We start from the raw sequence: 20481 nt of genomic DNA, 5'->3' as shown, positions 1-20481 counted from the left end.
CCGGAAGGGCAGAGTTTGGCCCGTCACAGAAAACCGGGAATGTTGCGTTATGAAAAGTCAGGCATGAAGGGATACGGAAAAGGCGGCGTTTTCACGCCGCCAATGTTTGATTTCTGCAAATTCAAGAAAGTCAAAAAACATTTCTCAGGACTGGTCTTTATAGCTGACGCCCTTGGTATCATAGCCCATTTCGGCCTTTTCGCGCCGCAGGATCAACCGGTTCAGCGCGTTCACATAGGCCCGGACCGAGGCGACGATTGTGTCGGTATCTGCCGATTGACCGGTGGCAATATTGCCGTTCTCCTCCAGCCGGACAGACACGGTGGCCTGCGCATCGGTGCCCTCGGTCACGGCCTGCACCTGATACAGTTGCAGCCGCGCCTTATGCGGATACAGCATCTTGACCGCGTTGAAAGCTGCATCCACCGGGCCATCCCCAGTGGCATCAATCGCATGGTCCACGCCTTCAATGCTCAGCGTCAGCTCTGCCTCTTGCGGGCCTTCGGTGCCACAGATCACCCGCAGACGTTTGACCTGCAACGTGTCATGCGCGGCGCTGGTCGCGCTGTCCTGAATCAGCGCGATCAGGTCATCGTCAAACACTTCCTTCTTGCGGTCAGCCAGCGCCTTGAACCGCACAAACGCATCGTTCAACTGGTTGTCGGCCATGTCATAGCCCAGATCTTTCAGCTTGGCCCGCAAAGCCGCGCGGCCAGAATGCTTGCCCAAGGGCAGCGAGGTGCCCGACAGGCCGACATCTTCGGGGCGCATCACCTCAAACGTCTCGCGGTTTTTCAGCATGCCGTCCTGATGGATGCCGGATTCATGCGCAAAGGCGTTCTTGCCGACGATGGCCTTGTTGAACTGCACGGCAAAACCCGACACGGTCGCCACGCGGCGGCTGATGGCCATGATCTTGGTGGTATCAATGCCGGTCCGGTAAGGCATGATGTCATTGCGCACTTTCAGCGCCATCACCACCTCTTCCAGCGCGGTATTGCCCGCACGTTCGCCCAAACCGTTGATTGTGCATTCAATCTGGCGCGCGCCAGCTTCCACCGCAGCCAAGGAGTTGGCCGTCGCCATGCCCAGATCATTGTGGCAATGGGTGGCGAAAATGATGTTATCGGCCCCCGGGACGCGTTCCAGCAACATGCGGATCAGGTCGGCGCTTTCGCGCGGCGCGGTATAGCCCACGGTATCAGGGATGTTGATCGTGGTCGCCCCAGCCTTGATCGCGATTTCCACCACGCGGCACAGGTAATCATGTTCAGTGCGGGTGGCATCCATCGGCGACCATTGCACATTGTCGGTCAGGTTGCGCGCATGGGTCACGGTTTCGTGGATACGCTCGGCCATTTCATCCATGGTCAGGTTGGGAATGGCGCGGTGCAGCGGCGAGGTGCCGATAAACGTATGAATACGCGGGCGTTTTGCGTGTTTCACCGCCTCCCAGCAGCGATCGATATCCTTGAAATTCGCGCGGGCCAAGCCGCAGATTTGCGCCGATTGCGCCTGTTTGGCAATTTCGGACACAGCGGCAAAATCGCCTTCCGAGGCGATGGGAAAGCCGGCTTCGATGATATCGACGCCCATTTCGTCCAGACTGGCAGCGATCTCCAGCTTTTCCTCATGCGTCATGGTGGCGCCGGGGCTTTGTTCCCCATCGCGCAAAGTGGTGTCAAAAATCAGGACACGGGGTTGCGTGCTTTTGTCGGTCATTTGAAAATCTCTCTGAGTGTTCCGTTAGCTTTTGCGATCTGGGCGCTGTTCACCTCTGAGCGGTCGCACCCGAAGGCACGCTCAGAGGAAGCTAAGGAGGAGACGCGCACGGGGAATAAGGGCGCAATGCGCCGCAGGGCCGAAAGATATGTTGGTTTCCCGTGTCATGGGGGCGACTATAGCCAAGGTTTCGCGAATGAAAACCCCAAAATCGCCGGGCAGGGGGCCGTTAGCGGAACTTGTTTCGGCCTGATGGCGGGCTAACTGTGGGGCCATCAGCAAGGAGCGGGCGATGGAAAAAGCATTGGTAATCGGGGCCTCAGGCGGGATCGGGCAGGCGCTTGTGGCGGCGCTGGGGTCAGAAGGGCTGGCCGTGACGGGGCTTTCACGCAGCGCCGATGGGCTGGATGTTACGCAAGAAGCCAGTATTCAGGCCGCGCTGTCGCAGCTGGACGGGCCGTTTCGCACCGTGTTCATCGCCACGGGCGCTCTGGAAATCGGGTCGCATCTGCCCGAAAAATCCTTGCGCGCGGTCACGCCGGATGCGTTGCGTGCGCAGTTTGAGGTGAACGCCTTGGGCCCGATCCTGCTGTTGAAACATCTTGTGCCGCATCTGCCAAAGGATGGGCCCTGCCATATCGGGATTTTATCGGCGCGGGTTGGGTCCATCGGCGACAACCAATTGGGGGGCTGGTATTCCTACCGGATGGCAAAGGCGGCGCTGAACCAGCTTGTGCATACCGCCGCGATTGAACTGGGCCGCAGCCACAAGCAGGCCACCGTGGCCCTGTTGCACCCCGGCACTGTGGCCACCAATTTCACCGCGAAATATGCCGGAAATCACAGCACCGTCCCCCCGTCGGAGGCTGCCACAAATCTGATCCGGGTGTTGGCGCGGCTGACGCCCTCGCAATCGGGGGCGTTTTACGATTGGGCGGGGAATGCCGTGCCATGGTAAGCCGCCTTATTCTGGTGCTGGGCGATCAGCTTTGCCCCGATATGGCCGCCTTGCGCGCCGCCGATAAGGCGCGTGACGTGGTGGTGATGGCCGAGGTCATGGCCGAAGGCACCTATGCCCCGCACCACCCGCAAAAGATCGCGCTGATCCTGACAGCCATGCGCAAATTCGCGGCGGCCTTGCAGCAGGATGGCTGGACGGTGGCCTATTCCCGGCTGGACGATCCCGACAACAGCCACAGCATCGCAGGCGAGGTTTTGCGCCGCGCCGAGGAATACAAGGCGGCAGAACTGCTGGCCACCCGGCCCGGCGAATGGCGCCTTATCGCGCTGCTGGAGGAGGTGCCGCTAAAGGTTTCGCTGCTGGAGGATGACCGCTTTGTCGCAAGCCATGCCGAGTTTGAGGCGTGGTGCGACGGGCGCAAACAATTGCGGATGGAATGGTTCTACCGCGATATGCGCCGCAAGACAGGTCTGTTGATGGACGGGGATAAACCCGTCGGCGGCCAATGGAATTATGACGCCGAAAACCGCAAGAAGGCGCAGGCCGATCTGCTGCGCCCCAAGCCGCTGCGCTTTCCCCCCGATGCCGTGACGGAAGAGGTTCTGACACTGGTAGAGGCAAAATTTCCAAAACATTTCGGGCGGTTGCGCCCCTTTGTCTGGGCCACCGACCGGGCAGGGGCCTTGCAAGCGTTGGATCATTTCATCACCCACAGCCTGCCGCGCTTTGGCGATGAACAAGACGCGATGCTGTCGGGCGATGCGCTGCTGTCACATTCCTTGCTGTCGCCCTACCTCAATATCGGCCTGCTGACCCCGCTGGAAATCTGCCGCGCCGCCGAGGCCGCCTTTCATGCAGGCAAAGCCCCGATCAACGCGGTTGAAGGCTTTATCCGCCAGATCATCGGCTGGCGCGAATATGTGCGCGGTATCTATTTCCACGAAGGCCCGGACTATATGCAGCGCAATGCCTTGGGCCACGCGCGCGCGCTGCCGCCGCTGTATTGGGGCGCACCGACGCGGATGAACTGCCTGTCCCATGCGGTGGCCCAAACCCGCGATCTGGCCTATGCCCATCACATCCAGCGCCTGATGGTCACCGGCACCTTTGGCCTGATGGCAGGGGTTGACCCCGCGCATCTGCATGAATGGTATCTGGCCGTCTATATCGACGCGTTTGAATGGGTAGAGGCCCCGAACACCCTTGGGATGAGCCAGTTTGCCGATGGCGGTTTGCTGGGGTCCAAACCCTATGCCGCCTCGGGCGCTTATATCAACCGGATGTCTGATTACTGCGAGGGCTGCGCCTATAACGTCAAAGACCGTGTCGGGCCAAAGGCTTGCCCTTTCAACCTGCTGTTCTGGGATTTCGTGAACCGGCACCGCGACCTGCTGTCCGCCAATCCGCGCATGGGGCAAATGGTGCGCACATGGGATAAAATGGCCGAGGATCACCGCGCGCAAGTATTGGCAGAGGCCAAAGCTTTTCTGGACCGGATGGCGCTGGGCGAAACCGTCTGAACGTCAGTTCCCGGCGGGGGCCGCATCGGCCGGCTCGGTTGAAGCTGGCTGGGGCGGAGCGCCTTCTGCCGGGGCTGCGGCTTCGGGTGCAGCGGCAGGCCCGGTCAAGATGCCATTGGTCCATTCCCCTGCGGTTTCCTGCCCCGTGGCATAGCGCAAGACGCCTTGCCCCTGCCGCCGCCCGGCGACAAATTCGCCTTCATAGCTGTCACCATTGGGATAGGTGGCCACGCCGCGCCCTTCGATGACGCCATCTTTCCAGTCGCCGACATAGCGGAACCCATCGGCCATGACCACTTCGCCCTGACCCTGCCGCTGGCCTGCCTTGAAGTCGCCCGTATAAACGCTGCCATCGGCATAGGTGGCCACACCTTTGCCCTCGCGCTGGCCCATGTTCCACTGGCCGTCATAGCTGTAGCCATCGGCATAGCTCATCTTGCCGGTGCCGTGATACTGGGCGTTGACGAACTCTCCCTCATAGACTTGGCCATTGGCATAGGTGGCGCGGCCCTTGCCCTCGATCACCCCGGCAACCCATGCGCCTTCATAGGTGGACCCATCGGGATAGGTGGTCTTGCCCTGCCCATGCGGCTGATCATCCTTGAACTGGCCGGTATAGACGGAGCCATCCGGATAGGTCACGCTGCCTGTGCCCGCAATCCGCCCCTCTGCCCACTCACCATCATAAACATAGCCATCGGGGCCGTGGAACACGCCCTTGCCATGCCGCGCGTCATTGGCGAATTCGCCTTCATAGCGGTCGCCATTGCCATAGGTCAGCTTGCCCAGCCCAACCCGCTCACCGTTCACCAGCGGGCCTTCGTAAACATCGCCATTGGGTTGCGTCAGCGTGCCCATGCCATTGATCTGCCCATCGGCCCATTCGCCGACATAGGTCAACCCATCGGGCATGGTCAGCGTGCCGATGCCCTGCCGCTGGCCTGCGACCAGATCACCTTCATAGGTGGCCCCATCGGGATAGGTGATCTTGCCTTTGCCCTGCTTTTCGCCCGCCACCCAATCGCCGTCATAGCGGTAGCCGCCGGCATCCTCTAACACGCCTTTGCCGTTATGCACGGCATCGACAAATTCACCCGTATAGACCGACCCATCGGCATAGCGTGCAACGCCGTTGCCTGTCATCTTGCCGGCGGTCCAGTCGCCTTCATAGGTGCCGCCATCAGGATAGGTGATCTTGCCGCGCCCCTCGGGCTTGCCCGCCAGAAAATCCCCTTCATAGACAGAGCCATTGGGAAAACGCGCCACGCCCTTGCCGCGGATCTCGCCTTCGACCCATTCGCCGGTATAGGTATAGCCATTGGGCAGGGTGTAAGTGCCGGTGCCATGCTGCCGCCCATCCTTGAACGTGCCTTCATAGACAGACCCATCGTCATATTGCTTGGCGATCACGCCATCTTGGGCAAAGCCAGCCCCCGCGCCGAGGCTGGTTGCGATTGCCAATGCCAAAATCACCTTGTTCACAGCAATATTCCTTTGTCCGTTCGCGCGCCGACCCGCCACGCCTGCGCCTTTGTCAAAGCCTACCCTCCGGCCCCTGTGCTGACAAGTTGGCAAACCGCCTCCCCTTTCCCTCGCGCGTAACTCTGCTAAACCTTGACCGGAACCAGAATAAGGGGTCGCGTATGGCCAACAGATTTCGCCTGACTTTGGCACAGTTGAACCCGACTGTCGGCGCGCTTGGCGCCAATGCCACCGCCGCCGCACAGGCCTGGGCTGCGGCAAAGGCCGCCGGGGCCGATATGATCGCGTTTCCCGAAATGTATATCACCGGCTATCAGACGCAGGATCTGGTGCAGCGCCCGCGCTTTATCGAAGATTGCAACGAGGTGCTGGAACGCCTTGCGCGCGATTGCGCCGAGGGTCCCGCCATCGGGATAGGCGGGCCGTGGTTTCAGGCCGGGCGGCTCTATAACGCCTATTTCGTGCTGCAAGGCGGCAAGATCGCGACCACGGTGCTAAAACACCACCTGCCCAATGATTCCGTTTTTGATGAAAAGCGCTTGTTTTCCTCGGCCGAGGTGAATGGCCCTTACCGCATTGGCCCGCTGCGCATCGGCACGCCGATTTGCGAGGATAGCTGGTTCGCCGATGTTGCCGAAACCCATGCCGAAACCGGGGCCGAGATTTTGCTGGTGCCCAACGGCTCCCCCTATTACCGCGACAAGCTGGCGGTGCGGCAGAATATCATGGTTGCCCGCGTGGTCGAAACCGGGTTGCCGCTGGTCTATCTGAACCTTGCGGGGGGGCAGGACGATCAGGTGTTTGACGGCGCGTCCTTCGTGCTGAACCCCGGCGGCAAGCTGGCGGTGCAGATGCCTGCCTTTGAAACCGCGATCACCCATGTCGATTTTACCGAAACGCCAGATGGCTGGCGGGCCGAGCCGGGCGAACTGGTCAAACAGCCAAACGCGTGGGAGGCCGATTATCACGCGATGGTGCTGTCGCTGCGCGATTATCTGGGCAAGACCGGGTTCAAAAAGGTGTTGCTGGGCCTGTCGGGCGGAATCGATTCGGCCATTGTTGCCACCATTGCCGCCGATGCCATCGGGCCGGAAAATGTGCGCTGTGTGATGCTGCCTTCGGAATATACCTCGCAGGAAAGCCTTGAGGATGCCAAGGATTGCGCCACCCGGCTGGGCTGCCGCTATGATTTCGTGCCGATTGCCGAGGGGCGGCAAGCGATCACCAACACGCTGGCTCCGTTGTTTGACGGGCTGCAACCCGACCTGACCGAAGAAAACATCCAATCCCGCCTGCGCGGGTTGCTGTTGATGGCGCTGTCGAACAAATTTGGCGAAATGCTGCTGACCACGGGCAATAAATCCGAAGTGGCCGTGGGCTATTGCACGATTTATGGCGATATGGCGGGCGGGTATAACCCGATCAAGGATCTGTATAAAACCCGCGTGTTTGAAACCTGCCGCTGGCGCAATGCCAATCACCGCGACTGGATGCTGAGTGCCGCGGGAGAGGTGATCCCCCCCCGCATCATCGACAAGCCGCCTTCGGCTGAATTGCGCCCCGACCAGAAGGACGAAGACAGCCTGCCACCCTATCCGGTGCTGGATGCCATTCTGGAAGGGCTGGTGGATAATGACGTATCGGTCAGCGATCTGGTCGCGGCGGGTTATGACCGCGACACCGTGAAGAAGGTTGAAAAGCTGGTCTATCTGTCTGAATACAAACGCTTTCAATCTGCCCCCGGCACGCGGCTTACCCGCCGAGCCTTCTGGCTGGATCGGCGCTATCCGATTGTGAACCGCTGGCGCGATGAAAGCTGAAACAGCGCCCATCGGACCGAACCTGCGCCCGCAGTATGTGCTGGCGGGGGTGCTGCTTTTTCTGGGCCTTGTGATGGGCTGGCTGGCCTTTGACCTTGTGCGCCTGCTGGGGCGCAACGCGGTGCCGCGCGACTATGGGTTTCTGGCGGTGATGATCGGCATCGCACTCCTGATCTTGGCGGCGGCCTACCGGTTTTTCACCCGGCCCTTCGGCGCACGCGCCGCGATCCGCTTTGACGCAGAGGCGATTGTGTTCGACCGCTGGGGCATCTGGGGCGGGCACAAGGTCTTTGCGATTCCGCGCAAGGAAATCGCTGCCTTCTGGATCGTGAACGCGCCCTATACCAAGATTTTCAGCGTGGAAATCAGCCCGGCCCATGCCATCGCGCTGGGGCTGCGCCAACCGACCACCCGGCAAGACAGCGCAGTTCTGCCCGCCCCAAAGCTCAGCTTTCCCGGCCATGGTTTTGACCTGCCGCCCGAGGCGGTGCTGGACAGGCTGCGGGACGACTTATCCCATGCGGGGCTGACGCTGGCGCAGGCGAATGAGGGGCGCAGCCTCACCCTTGGCAAGCGCTGGGCGGTGGTGGCGCTTTAGTCGGCCCTTTGGGCGACTGGGGGTCACGCAGCACCTCGCTGTGCCTGCTGCACGGTGCTTTCCTCCAACAGTGTCCCCGACAGCCGGAATTCGATACCCGCCAAACCGTTTTCCGCGCGGCAATCGGTCAGCGCACCGTCAAGGCTGTCGATCAAGGCCTGCGCGCGGCCCAGTTCCGACAGCGCGCCAACCGCGTCACCTTCGGGCAAGATGGCGGTGCCATCGGCGCGCTGCGGTGCCTGCGTATCTGTCGCGCCATCATCCAGCACCTGAAACCGCAAAGCACCCGCCTCCGCCACCGATACAGTGACAAAAATATCGGCATGTGCGTGTTTGGCGGCGTTTTCCAACAGCAGCCGCAACAAAAGTTCCAGCACCGTCGGGTCGGCCATCACCTTGCAGGTCGGGAACCCGATGGTGAACCGACGATCCGGGTCGATCAGCGCGGCAATGTCGCGGCACAGATGCCCCAGATCAACCCGTCGCGGCGCATCGCTGTCCGCAATCAACCCATCCGCCGATTGGCACAGCGCGTTGGCCTGCGCCAAAGCGGTCAGGGTGATTTCTTCGCACAGGTCGATCTGCGCATGCTTGCCATCGCCCAGATCGACAAACCCGTCGCGCAACACCCCCAGCAGGCCCAGAACCGACTGGAACGGCCCGCGCACATCATCCACACTGCGCGAGATCACGCCCAGCATGCTGCGCTTTTGCCGCACCACCTCTGACAGCTTTTCCGCTTGCCGGAACTCCCGCTCTTTCGCCGCGCTGATATCTGTCGCGATCCCAAGGATTGCCGAAACCGCGCCCGAAGCCCCGACAATCGGCGACAAGGTCGTCAGCCACCAGCGCGCCCCGGCAGGCAGGTGCAAATGCTCCTCATAGGTCAGGGGACGGGCGGTGGCGCGACATTCCTCATAATTCTCGATCAGGGTTTCGGCCAGACGCGCGGGCAACAGCGTTTCCGGCTTTTTGCCGACCACGCTGTCCGGGTCCAGCCCGGCCTGATCTTTGTGGGCCGCATTCAGCGCGGTAAAGGTGAAATCGCGCGGGCCGTTGACCTGCACCAGAAAGGCGGGCAGGCCAATCACATCCATCATCGCCTTGGGGCTGGACCAAATATCAGATGGGGGGCGGATCGTCATCACAGGGCCTTTCGCAATCACATCCCCGCACCTGACCACGCGAAGGCTAAGAAATCGCTAAAGCCCGACGGCCGCGCTCAGATCGGCTCCACCACGCAGACCTTGGCCAACGCCTCGGTGTCGCTGCGGCGGCACAGTTCGGTCGCGGGTGTCATGACGGCGGCTGAGGCCGCAGCAACCCCTAGCCCAAGGGCCGCCTGCACCGATTGGCCCCGCGCAAGCGCCAGCACAAAACCCGCGACGAAACTGTCACCGGCACCGATCTTGCTGATCACGGGCACTGTGGGCGCAGGGCAGAACCAACGCCCGGCCTCTGTCACCATCACCGACCCATCCGGCCCGCGTGCGATAATCACGTTTTCCGCCACCCCGCGCTGCACAAGCGATTGCGCGAAATCGGCGCTGTCCTCGCGCCGGGGCAGGGGGCGGTTGGCAAGGCTTTCGGCCTCTTCGGCATCCATGCGCACGCAGAACAGCCGCGCGCCCTGACCTGCGGCCAGCGCCTTCAGCGGGGCGCCGGATGTATCGGCGACAAGCCGGGTTGCGCCGGGCAAAGCGGAACTGATCCGGGCGATGGCATTTTCGGGAAAGCCGGGGGGCTGGCTGCCACTTATCGCCACAAAACCACCCGCAGGGGCAGCGGCGACAATGGCGGCCACCGCCGCTTCAACAGCCGGGGCGGGCCAATGCGGGCCGGGCAGAACAAAGCGGTATTGCGCCCGCGTATCCTCTGCCGTGATGGAAAGGCTAAGCCTTGTGTCCCCCGGTGCGGGCAAGGGTTTGGCCACCACCCCATCACGCAGCAGCAAATCAGCCAGTTGCGCGCCTGTCGCCCCGCCAAGGGCCACCAATGCCGCACTGTCGCCGCCCAAGGCCCCGATCGCGCGGCTGATGTTGATGCCGCCACCGCCGGGATCATAGCGCGGGGTATCACAGCGCAGCTTGGGGCCGGGATGCACCGTGGCTGTGCCCGCGCTCAGGTCCAGCGCGGGATTCAGCGTGACGGTCAGGATGGATGTCTGGGGTTGGGGCAAGATCGTCCCCCTGTTGGTGCGGCCTAAGGCGCAGCATGGCAGAAGGCAAAGCCACGTTCAACCAAAACGCGATTTTCCCAGCAATAAGGCCCGCCGGGTGGGGCGGGCCTTGCGCAGGTTTCGGCAGCGATCAGCCTTGCATCATCATCTGATAGCTGGCCGGCACATAGTGGAACCCATCGCCGCGCGCCTCGGCATAGCCAAGCGCAGGGAAGGGCATGTGATAGCCGATGAAGGGCACGCGATCCGCCGCCAGCATACCCAGCACCTTGCGCCGCGAGGCAGCAGCCCCGGCCTTGTCCATATCAAACCGCACTTCCCAATCGGGATGCGCCAGCGACCAGACATAATGGTTCGCCAGATCGGCAATCAGCATCAACTGCGCGCCGTCACTTTCCAGCATATAGCCCATATGGCCCGGTGTATGCCCTGCGGCCAGCATCGCGGTGATGCCACCGGTCACGGCGCCGCCATCCTCCAGAAAGCTGATCTTGTCATTCAAGGGGCGGACGTTCTTGTCAAAGCCTTCGTTGCCCGCAGCCATCCAGTGATTATGCTCTGCCGCGCCGGTGACATAGCGGGCATTGGCAAAGGTGGCAGCGGTTTCAGTCATCAGGCCGCCGATATGGTCGCCGTGCATATGCGTCAGCACCACCGTATCAATCTGGTCGGGGGTATAGCCTGCTGCGGCCAGCGCCGCCGTGATGCCGCCTGCGTTCAAGCCGGTATCAAACAAGACCAGCTCCGACCCGGTGTTCACGACTGTGGGGGTAAAGAAGAACTGGGCCTTGTCGGTGGGCAGAAACGCGGCCTTGGACACTTCGGCAAACTCTGCCGGATCGGCGTTCAGGCCAAAGATTTCGGTGGGGTTTTCCACCGTCCGGGTGCCCGCCAGCAGCGAGGTCACTTCAAACCCGCCCAGTTTAATGCGGTTGAACTGCGGGACAGAGCCGCCCATCATATCGGCCTTGGCATGGGCTGCGCCCACCAATCCGGGCGCGAAGGGCAGCGCGGCGGTGGCGAAAAGCGCGTGACGGCGTGAGATCATCGGGGTTTTCATAACGGTCTCTCCTGTTGTTGCTGGGTCCAAGGTAAGCCGCTTGCGCGACCGGTCCAGCGATTATTTCATTTCTGTGATACGCGCGGTGCAGGGTTTTCCGTCGCGCGGCGCCGATAAACCGGACAAAGGGGCCAGCCTGCGCGCCGCCGCGATATGGACAAACGGCTGCCCATGTGACAGAGCAGCAGGGTTCAGGAGACCCAATGATGACCATGCGCCCCACCGTTACCCGCTTTGCCCCGTCACCGACCGGATATATCCATGTCGGCAATCTTCGCACTGCCTTGATGAACTGGATGATCGCCCGCAAGTCGGGGGGCACCTTCATTCTGCGGCTGGATGATACCGATCAGGAACGTTCCAAACAGGAATATGCCGACGGGTTGATGCAGGATCTGGAATGGCTGGGCCTGACATGGGACCGCGTGGAAAAGCAATCGCTGCGGATTGATCGCTACCGCGAGGCGGCCGAGGAATTGAAGGCCGCCGGGCGCTTTTATGAATGTTTCGAGTCGCCCACCGATCTGGACCTCAAGCGCAAGAAATTGCTGAACATGCACAAGCCGCCGGTCTATGACCGCGCCTCGCTGCATTTGTCCGAGGCGGAAAAGGACAAGCTGCGCGCTTCTGATCCCGGTTACTGGCGGTTTCTGCTGGATCTGGAGCGGATTGAATGGACCGATGGCATCCTTGGCCCGGTGTCGATTGATGCGGCCTCGGTGTCGGACCCGGTGCTGATCCGGGCCGATGGGCAGGTGCTGTATACGTTCGCGTCCTCGGTGGATGATATTGATATGGGCGTGACCTTCATCGTGCGCGGGGCGGATCATGTGACCAACACCGCGACGCAGATTCAGATCATGAAAGCGATGGGTGGCACGCCCCCCGATTTTGCCCATCATTCGCTGCTGACCGGCCCGCAGGGCGAGGCGCTGTCGAAACGGCTGGGCACGCTGTCCTTGCGCGATCTGCGCGCGCAGGGGGTGGAGCCGCTGGCGCTGCTGTCCTTGATGGCGCGGCTCGGGTCTTCAAAACCGGTGGAACTGGCAGGCAGCCATCAGGAATTGATGGACGGGTTCGAGATTGGCAATTTCGGCGCGGCCCCCACGAAATTCGACAAGGATGATCTGTTCCCCCTGACGCGGTCTTATGTGCAGGGGCTGCCCTTTGATGCCGTGGCCGAGCGGATCGCGGGCCTTGGCGTGCCGGAAGGGCTGCGCGAAGGGTTCTGGCGGGTCGCGAAGGAAAACATCACCGTTCTGAACGATCTGGAAGGCTGGTGGCAGCTATTCCGCGACGGGGCGGAGCCTTTGATTGACGAGGAAGACCGTGAATTCGTGGCGCAAGCCGTCGCGATGCTGCCCGAGATGCCCTTCGGGCCGGAAACGTGGAAAGACTGGACCACGGCGGTAAAAGAGGCCACGGGCCGCAAAGGCAAAGGGCTGTTCATGCCGCTGCGCAAGGCCTTGACCGGGCAGGCGCATGGCCCGGAAATGGCCGATGTGATGCCTTTGTTGCAGGTCGTGCGGGCCAAAGGCTAAGGCTGTTTTGCGCGCGATTCACGGGAGGGAATCGCGCGCGGAATGGTTTGTAAGCAATTGATTTTCCGAAGTTTCAGGTTTTTTATTAACCTTATGTTAAGGTCTGCCCGCGGCTTTTCGCAGGGTTAGCACAGCTTGGGGCAGGGCAAGCAGTAGGCGCGCGTTTCGGGCCATCGCGACCTTGCGCGATACGAGGTGATTGCGAAACGGGCGAGGCAATCGGCCGCCGCTCTTGACCATCCAAGCGGCACCGGGCAGAGCAGCCTTTTTTAGCCAAACCGATGGGTCGGCAAATGGCGGGGCGCTTGCCCGCCATGCGCCCTATTTTCGTCATTCTTCATCGTTAGGCAATTTGAAATCATTTGCATCAACGATAGGTGGCCTTTTGAAAACCCTTGCAATTCTTCTTTTTCATCTTTTGGCGCTTCCGGCCGAGCAGACTGTTCCGGTATCGGCGGCGGATTTGATCAATTCGTTTCGCCAGGCGGGCTTTGCGTTGAAGCTTACAAGCGTTGCGCCCAGCATCACGCTGAACGACGTGACGGAGCAGTATAAAAAGCAAGAAGACTTGCTTTTTCAGGGGTGGCTTCGGTCCAAAGAAGGCCGTCCAGAAATCGCAAAAATGCGTGCGGATTTGCAGCACTCATACGAAACGCTTGAAACGGCATGGCCAAGCCTGAAGGGGATAAAATTCTACGGCTATGCTGACGAGGCGCGACAGATATCGGTCGGCTATTTAGAGCAGGAAGGGCAGGTTCTGGCTGTGGTGGCCCGCATACCGTCGGTTGATTTCAAGCAGTCAAAAGAGGGCGTTTCTTTGGAAACGGTTATCCGCAGCACAGCCGATGCGTTTGAGACGATGACCAAAGCCCCCTTCACCACGTCGATGGAAGACGCGGTGACGTTGATAGAACAGATGGAAAAGGATCAGGATCCCCGGCTGGGCCATCCGCTTGTGCTGGGCGACGGCAACGGGCGGGTTATGCTCTCTACGGCTTTATGGTTTGGCTTTACCTTTGTCTACCTTCCCCGCAGCGATGTGGAAGGATTGCCAGACATGAAGTATTGGTTCGGTGTCTTTCCCACGATGCCAATCTGAAACGGCCTTTTTCCGCAAGGGCGTAAGGGCGGTGAGGCTGCGTGCGGCCCCGCGCCGGGTTACAAGATGCGCAGATGCTATGCTTTCAGCGGAAGGGCGGGGGCCATATGCTTGCTGCACCCGACTTCGCAACCATCGTGATAGCAGGCGGGCGCTGTCTTTTCGATGCCTGCGTCGCAAATATTGAATGTGCTTGTTGCCAGCGCGGCCTGCAATTCCTGTTCCGTGATGGGCGTTTGAAACTTGTAGGCGGCATAAAGCTTGTTGCGCCATTTTTCCTTTGCCTTATGCGCTTGGCCAGCAAAATGGACGCCGACATATTTGTGCCCAAGGTCTTGATGGGACGCGATCACCTTGATCCCGGTTTGACTGATATCGACGATCATGGTTTTGGTGCATGCGTTCCCGTAATACAGAAAAGCGGGTATCTTGCAGATAAGGCGTTTGCTTTGGCGTTCGCGCAAAGCTGCTGACCGAAGCAGATGCCGGATCAAAGCCGTGATGGCCGCTAGGGCAGCCGGCAGGCCAACCAACCATAACACCACCTTGAGGTAGGAACCGAATTTAAGGGAAACAAGCGGCGCAAGCCCTGTCACCGGGGACATGTCGCGCATGATAATCCCACACTCTTGCCTTATGCCACGCACGGCAGGCGAGCCGAGAAGTGTATGAAGCCCCCAAAACATCCCGCTTCCGACCAAAGCCTGATCGCCGCCAAGCACCTTGTCTGCGCGTTCCAGTTCATGGAGGAGCTGGGCGACCTGCTGATGTGCGACCGTGGCGTTCCGAAGGCCGGATTGCCGCGCTGCTATTGATAGCTCAGCTTTGAACGCATTGAGTCTGGCTATCGCCGTTTTTGGCTGTTTGATGGCTTTCGCCTCGGTCGCTTTGGATTGTTCGAGTTCAAGCGCAAAGAGGGTTTCGCAAGCAAGCTCTGGCCCCGCAAAAGCAGGCAGAGCCGTTACTGCAAGCGCGCAGACCAAAACCATGACGAGTATATGCCGCATATCCCCTCCCTTTTGCGATGTCAGGATAGGGGGCGGGATTTAATATGGTCTTACTTGTTTTGGGGCATGTCTGTCTGATTGCTTTTATCGCTTTGGTGGGGCGTTTCGGTCAGATCAGGCGGGCGGCAGGGCAAGAAGGGTCGCCCCCACCCCTGCCAATCCGTCATCGACCACAGCCGTTTCCGCAGCCGAAAGCTTTTGCGCCCTTGGGTATTGCGGGGCGGCGCGGTCGTTCAGGATGGGCGCTTGCCAGCCGGTTGTGGTGGCAAAGAAATGCGCGGCACCCTCTGGCCCGTATTCGCGCAGGAAGCCTTGGATCACCGCGTCGATATAGCTGAGCAGAATAGGGTGGGCGGTGGCGGGTGCGGCGGCTTTGGGGCGCGGCACGGCATAGACTTGCACCCCATGCGGCGTGTCGCAGGGCAGGCGGGCCTGCGCCAGATGGCGGTTGTAGCCATATTCGCGGGCGTCCAAGGCGGCCCAATCGCCGCCCGGCACATGGGCGATCAGCCCAAGGATCGTGCTGCTGGCATCGGGTTCCACCGACAGATAGGCCAGCGGGCGCACGGCGGTATGCACCCAGACCCGCCGCCAGCCGGGCAGGGCAGCGGGTTGCGCCTGTTCATAGGCATGGGTGGCGCGGTTCACCAGTGAGCCATAGCCGAAGAAATGCTGGGTCATGTCGGTTTCCGTTTGTATGCGGTCGTATTCTTTTTTCTGTCTTGCCACAGGTGGCTTTGCCGGGCTAGGTATTTGCCATCAGGATCGGGAGAATCCGGTCGGGGCGCAAGCCCCCCTCTGGTGCCGAAGGAGCAACCGCCCCGGTAAACTCTCAGGCAAAAGGACCGGTTCTGGTAGTGGACTCTGGAGAGTGGCGCATCTGGCGCCCGCCGAAGGGATAACGATCTCAGGCACCCGGTTGCGGGTAAAGACAGAGGGGGCATTTTGCGGATGGGGTTGGCCTGCCCGCAGGGTGCCGGGGTTTTCCGGCGTGGTTTAGGGGGCTTTATGGCCGAGCTGGCGCGGACGGATTTATTCGATCTTCATGTGGAGTTGGGGGCCAAGATGGTGCCCTTTGCAGGCTATGAAATGCCTGTCCAATACCCGATGGGGGTGATGAAAGAGCATTTGCATTGCCGCGCGCAGGCCGGGCTGTTCGATGTGGGCCATATGGGGCAGGTGATCTTGCGCCCCAAAGGCAGCATGGAGGCACTGATCGCGGGGTTTGAGGCGATGATGCCGGTGGCTGTGGCAGGCCTGCCCGAGGGGCGGCAGCGCTATGGCCTGTTCACCAATGACGCGGGCGGGATCATTGACGATCTGATGTTTGCCAATCGCGGCGATCATCTGTTTGTCGTGGTCAACGCGGGCTGCAAGGTGGGTGACATTGCCCATATGCGCGCCAAGCTGGCCGATGTGGCCGAGGTAGAGGAGCAGACCGACCGCGCGCTTTTGGCATTGCAGGGGCCGGGGGCCGAGGATGCGATTTCCGGCATGATCCACGCGGTCATGGCGATGCGCTTCATGGACGTGATCACCGCACATTCGGTTTTTGGCGAGCTGTGGATTTCCCGTTCCGGCTATACCGGCGAGGATGGGTTTGAAATTTCGGTGCCCAATGCCGGGGCCGTGGGGCTGGCGAAGGCGCTGCTGGCGCATCCGGCGGTGGCACCGATTGGCCTTGGCGCGCGCGACAGTTTGCGGCTGGAGGCGGGGCTGTGCCTTTACGGGCATGACATGGATGAAGGCGTGACCCCGGTAGAGGCGAACCTGTCCTGGGCCATTCAGAAAGCCCGCCGCGCGGGCGGGGACCGTTCGGCAGGTTTTCCGGGGGCCGATGTGATCCTTGCGCAACTGGCCGATGGCCCTGCGCGGCTGCGTGTGGGCCTGCTGCCCGAAGGCCGTGCGCCGATGCGCGAAGGGGTAGAATTGTTTGACCGTGCCGAAGGGGGCGCGCCTGTGGGCCGCGTGACCTCGGGCGGGTTCGGCCCTTCGGTGGAGGCCCCGATTGCCATGGGCTATGTGCCAAGCACACTGGCCGCAATTGACACCCCGCTTTGGGGCGAGGTGCGGGGTAAACGCTTGCCTGTCACCGTGGCCCCGCTCCCCTTCCGTCCCTCTACTTTCAAACGCTGACGCCAGCTTTAAACGATAAGGAACACCAAAATGATGAAATACACCGAAGATCACGAATGGCTGCGGGTTGAGGGCGATCTGGTCGTCGTCGGCATTACCGAACATGCGGCAACGCAATTGGGCGATGTTGTGTTCGTGGAACTGCCTGAGCCGGAAACCATGGTCGCCACCGGCGATGAGGTGGTGGTGATCGAAAGCGTAAAGGCGGCATCCGATATTCTGGCCCCGGTGGACGGCGAGATTGTCGAAGTGAATGACAAGCTGTCCGACAGCCCCGGTCTGGTGAATGAGGACCCGACGGGCGATGCCTGGTTCTTCAAGATGAAGCTGGATGATCTTTCGGTGCTCGATGATTTCATGTCGGAAGATGAATACAACGATCTGATCGGATAACCGCCACCACCCGCCCCGCGGCCTGTGTGTTTCCGGGCCGCGCGGGCGGGATTTGCTGCGCATTTTGGGGATGGATATGACCTATACGCCTGTAGACTATAACACCTATGATTTCGCCAATCGCCGCCATATCGGCCCCTCGCCCGAGGAAATGGCCGAGATGCTGCGCGTGGTCGGATCGGCCAGTCTGGATGCGTTGATGGATGAAACCATCCCCGCCTCGATCCAGCAGAAAACCCCGTTGGGCTGGGCGCCCTTGGCCGAGCATGAGTTGCTGGCCAAAATGCGCGAGGTGGCGGCCAAGAACAAGGTGATGACCAGCCTGATCGGGCAGGGCTATTACGGCACCGTCACGCCGCCCGCGATCCAACGCAACATCTTGGAAAATCCGGCGTGGTATACCGCCTATACCCCTTATCAGCCCGAGATTGCCCAAGGCCGGTTGGAGGCGCTGCTGAATTATCAGACGATGGTTGCCGACCTGACGGGACTTCCCGTGGCCAATGCCAGCCTGCTGGATGAGGCGACCGCCGCGGCCGAGGCGATGACCATGGCCGAGCGCAGCGCCAAATCACGCGCGCGCGGCTTTTTCGTAGATCGCAACTGCCACCCGCAGACCATCGCCGTCATCAAGACCCGTGCGCAGCCATTGGGCATTGAGGTGATCGTGGGCGACCCTGCCGATATGGACCCAAGCGTGGTGTTCGGGGGGATTTTCCAATACCCCGGCACCTATGGCCATGTGACCGATTACACCGACCATATCGCAGCCTTGCATGACGCAAAGGCGATTGCGGTGGTGGCGACGGATTTGCTTGCATTGACCATGATCAAGGAACCCGGCGCGATGGGGGCCGATATCGCTATCGGCTCCAGCCAGCGCTTCGGGGTGCCGATGGGCTATGGTGGCCCGCATGCCGCCTTCATGTCCTGCAAGGATGAGCTGAAACGCTCGATGCCGGGGCGGATTGTTGGCGTGTCGATCGACAGCCATGGCAATATGGCTTACCGGCTGTCGCTGCAAACGCGCGAACAGCATATCCGCCGCGAAAAGGCCACGTCCAACGTCTGCACCGCGCAGGCCTTGCTGGCGGTGATGGCGTCATTCTATGCGGTGTTCCACGGGCCAAAGGGTTTGCGCGCGATTGCCGAGCGGGTGCATTTTTCTGCCGTGCGTCTGGGCCGTGCGCTGAAGGCGGCGGGGGCCGAGGTTTCGCCCGATGCGTTCTTTGATACCATCACGGTTGAGGTGGGCGTGGGCCAGGCCGGTATTCTGGCCGCCGCGCGGCAGGAAGGGTTGAACTTCCGCAAGATCGGCAATGATCGCGTGGGGATTTCCTTGGATGAAACCACCGATGAAAAGGTGCTGATCCGCGTGTTGCGTGCCTTTGGCATTGATGGCGTGCCGCCGCATCGCGCGGTGTTGGGGTTCCCCGATGCCATGCTGCGGGAAAGCGAGTATCTGACCCATCCGGTGTTCCACATGAACCGCGCGGAATCCGAAATGATGCGCTATATGCGCCGCCTGTCGGATCGTGATCTGGCGCTGGACCGCGCGATGATCCCCTTGGGGTCTTGCACCATGAAGCTGAACGCCGCCGCGGAAATGATGCCGATCACCTGGCCGGAATTTGGCAGCCTGCACCCTTTTGTGCCGCAAGATCAGGCGCTTGGCTACAAAGAGGCGATTGACGATCTGGCCGCCAAGCTGTGCGAGATTACGGGATATGACGCGATGTCCATGCAGCCCAATTCCGGCGCGCAGGGCGAATATGCGGGGCTGTTGACGATTCAGGCCTATCACCGCGCCAATGGCGGCGCAGATCGCGATATCTGCCTGATCCCGACATCTGCGCATGGCACCAACCCGGCCTCGGCACAAATGGCCGGGATGAAAGTGGTGGTGGTGAAATCCGCCCCCAATGGCGATGTCGATCTGGATGATTTCCGCGAAAAGGCAGCAGCGGCGGGCGATAAGCTGGCGGCCTGCATGATCACCTATCCCTCCACCCATGGCGTGTTTGAAGAAACCGTGCGCGAGGTGTGCCAGATCACCCATGACCACGGCGGGCAGGTCTACATTGACGGGGCGAATATGAACGCGCTGGTGGGCTTGGTGAAACCGGGGCGGATTGGCGGCGATGTCAGCCACCTGAACCTGCACAAAACCTTTGCCATTCCGCATGGCGGCGGCGGGCCGGGCATGGGGCCGATTGGCGTGGGCGCGCATCTGGCGCCTTACCTGCCGGGCCATCCCGAAACCGGGGGCGAGGAAGGGCCGGTTTCCGCCACGCCTTATGGCTCTGCCTCTATCCTGCTGATTTCATGGGCTTATTGCCTGATGATGGGCGGGCAGGGCCTGACGCAGGCGACCAAGGTGGCGATTTTGAACGCCAATTACATCGCCTCGCGGTTGAACGGGGCTTATCCGATCCTGTTCATGGGCAACAAGGGGCGGGTGGCGCATGAATGTATCCTTGATACGCGCCCCTTTGGCGATTGCGGTGTGACGGTGGATGATATCGCCAAGCGTTTGATCGACAACGGTTTTCACGCGCCGACGATGTCTTGGCCGGTGGCCGGAACGCTGATGGTGGAGCCGACGGAATCCGAAACCAAGGCCGAGATTGACCGCTTTATCACCGCACTTCTGGCGATCCGCGCGGAAATTCAATCGGTGCAGGATGGCGAGATTTCGGCCGAGGACAGCCCGCTGCGCCATGCGCCCCATACCGTCAATGACCTTGTGGCAGAATGGGACCGGAAATATAGCCGAGAGGCCGCCTGCTTCCCGCCCGGTGCCTTCCGGGTTGATAAATACTGGCCGCCTGTGGGCCGGGTCGACAATGTGCATGGCGACCGCAACCTGATCTGCACCTGCCCACCGCTGTCGGATTATGCCGAGGCGGCGGAATAGGCGGCTTGAAAGCCATGTTTCGGCCCCTTACATATTAGTCGAATTG

General features: G+C 61.1%; 16 protein-coding genes and 1 riboswitch. Of the genes, 9 read left to right on the top strand and 7 right to left on the bottom strand.

Translation table 11 applies throughout. From position 1 onward, the window contains the following. Positions 1 to 144: 144 nt before the first annotated feature. Positions 145 to 1722, bottom strand: coding sequence for a 2-isopropylmalate synthase (locus EGN72_RS16020; RefSeq protein WP_127049342.1), 1578 nt, complete (start codon positions 1720 to 1722; stop codon positions 145 to 147). 292 nt (positions 1723 to 2014) lie between these two features. Here EGN72_RS16020 and EGN72_RS16015 point away from each other — a divergent pair, with 292 nt between their 5' ends. Further along, positions 2015 to 2680 (top strand): SDR family NAD(P)-dependent oxidoreductase, encoded by a 666-nt coding sequence (locus tag EGN72_RS16015; protein WP_127049340.1) that lies wholly within the window; start codon positions 2015 to 2017, stop codon positions 2678 to 2680. Further along, positions 2674 to 4203: a cryptochrome/photolyase family protein gene (locus EGN72_RS16010; RefSeq protein ID WP_127049339.1), complete on the top strand. Its 1530-nt coding sequence runs from the start codon at positions 2674 to 2676 to the stop codon at positions 4201 to 4203. The genes EGN72_RS16015 and EGN72_RS16010 overlap by 7 nt, the downstream gene beginning before the upstream one ends. Positions 4204 to 4206: 3 nt before the next feature. Here the strand turns inward: EGN72_RS16010 and EGN72_RS16005 are convergent, their stop codons facing one another. After that, positions 4207 to 5676 carry a 2-isopropylmalate synthase gene (locus tag EGN72_RS16005; protein WP_370323324.1) on the bottom strand — a complete coding sequence of 490 codons (1470 nt, stop codon included), beginning with the start codon at positions 5674 to 5676 and terminating at the stop codon, positions 4207 to 4209. A 170-nt stretch (positions 5677 to 5846) separates the two neighbouring features. On the opposite strand from EGN72_RS16005, the gene EGN72_RS16000 reads away from it, so the two are divergent. Both EGN72_RS16000 and EGN72_RS15995 read left to right on the top strand, forming a co-directional pair. Beyond that, a complete protein-coding gene (locus EGN72_RS16000) occupies positions 5847 to 7505 on the top strand; it encodes an NAD+ synthase (RefSeq protein ID WP_127049335.1) in 1659 nt (552 codons plus the stop codon). Continuing rightward, positions 7495 to 8103: a hypothetical protein gene (locus EGN72_RS15995; protein WP_127049333.1), complete on the top strand. Its 609-nt coding sequence runs from the start codon at positions 7495 to 7497 to the stop codon at positions 8101 to 8103. Before EGN72_RS16000 ends, EGN72_RS15995 begins: the two co-directional genes overlap by 11 nt. A 23-nt stretch (positions 8104 to 8126) precedes the next feature. Here the strand turns inward: EGN72_RS15995 and EGN72_RS15990 are convergent, their stop codons facing one another. The 3 genes from EGN72_RS15990 to EGN72_RS15980 all read right to left on the bottom strand — a co-directional run bounded on the left by EGN72_RS15990 (position 8127) and on the right by EGN72_RS15980 (position 11342). After that, positions 8127 to 9248: a PAS domain-containing protein gene (locus EGN72_RS15990; protein WP_127049331.1), complete on the bottom strand. Its 1122-nt coding sequence runs from the start codon at positions 9246 to 9248 to the stop codon at positions 8127 to 8129. 77 nt (positions 9249 to 9325) lie between these two features. Continuing rightward, complete coding sequence (locus EGN72_RS15985; protein ID WP_127049329.1) at positions 9326 to 10282, bottom strand: 1-phosphofructokinase family hexose kinase; 957 nt, start codon at positions 10280 to 10282, stop codon at positions 9326 to 9328. A gap of 130 nt (positions 10283 to 10412) precedes the next feature. Next, positions 10413 to 11342 carry an MBL fold metallo-hydrolase gene (locus tag EGN72_RS15980; protein ID WP_127049327.1) on the bottom strand — a complete coding sequence of 310 codons (930 nt, stop codon included), beginning with the start codon at positions 11340 to 11342 and terminating at the stop codon, positions 10413 to 10415. A 212-nt stretch (positions 11343 to 11554) separates the two neighbouring features. Here EGN72_RS15980 and gltX point away from each other — a divergent pair, with 212 nt between their 5' ends. Then, the gene (gltX, locus tag EGN72_RS15975; RefSeq protein WP_127049425.1) at positions 11555 to 12883 is read left to right on the top strand and encodes a glutamate--tRNA ligase; all 1329 of its coding nucleotides are present in this window, start codon (positions 11555 to 11557) and stop codon (positions 12881 to 12883) included. Between the two features lie 232 nt (positions 12884 to 13115). Beyond that, a complete protein-coding gene (locus EGN72_RS15970; RefSeq protein ID WP_127049325.1) occupies positions 13116 to 13982 on the top strand; it encodes a hypothetical protein in 867 nt (288 codons plus the stop codon). Between the two features lie 77 nt (positions 13983 to 14059). On the opposite strand, the gene EGN72_RS15965 is transcribed toward EGN72_RS15970, so the two are convergent. After that, positions 14060 to 14989 (bottom strand): PilZ domain-containing protein, encoded by a 930-nt coding sequence (locus EGN72_RS15965; RefSeq protein ID WP_127049323.1) that lies wholly within the window; start codon positions 14987 to 14989, stop codon positions 14060 to 14062. A 114-nt stretch (positions 14990 to 15103) separates the two neighbouring features. Beyond that, the gene (locus tag EGN72_RS15960; RefSeq protein ID WP_127049321.1) at positions 15104 to 15670 is read right to left on the bottom strand and encodes a gamma-glutamylcyclotransferase family protein; all 567 of its coding nucleotides are present in this window, start codon (positions 15668 to 15670) and stop codon (positions 15104 to 15106) included. 75 nt (positions 15671 to 15745) lie between these two features. Beyond that, a riboswitch (glycine riboswitch) is annotated at positions 15746 to 15847 on the top strand. Between the two features lie 150 nt (positions 15848 to 15997). Between EGN72_RS15960 and gcvT the strand changes: the two genes are divergently transcribed. The 3 genes from gcvT (at position 15998) to gcvP (ending at position 20435) form a co-directional block, all read left to right on the top strand. Beyond that, on the top strand, positions 15998 to 17125 hold the full coding sequence (gene gcvT, locus EGN72_RS15955; protein WP_127049319.1) for a glycine cleavage system aminomethyltransferase GcvT: 1128 nt from the start codon (positions 15998 to 16000) through the stop codon (positions 17123 to 17125). A 33-nt stretch (positions 17126 to 17158) separates the two neighbouring features. After that, a complete protein-coding gene (gene gcvH / locus EGN72_RS15950; RefSeq protein WP_127049423.1) occupies positions 17159 to 17518 on the top strand; it encodes a glycine cleavage system protein GcvH in 360 nt (119 codons plus the stop codon). A 76-nt stretch (positions 17519 to 17594) separates the two neighbouring features. After that, a complete protein-coding gene (gcvP, locus tag EGN72_RS15945) occupies positions 17595 to 20435 on the top strand; it encodes an aminomethyl-transferring glycine dehydrogenase (RefSeq protein WP_127049317.1) in 2841 nt (946 codons plus the stop codon). Positions 20436 to 20481: the final 46 nt, after the last annotated feature.

The sequence above is a fragment of the Pseudorhodobacter sp. E13 genome, from assembly GCF_003991405.1.
Classification (GTDB): domain Bacteria; phylum Pseudomonadota; class Alphaproteobacteria; order Rhodobacterales; family Rhodobacteraceae; genus Pseudorhodobacter.
This window is presented reverse-complemented; position numbering and strand designations above follow the sequence as displayed.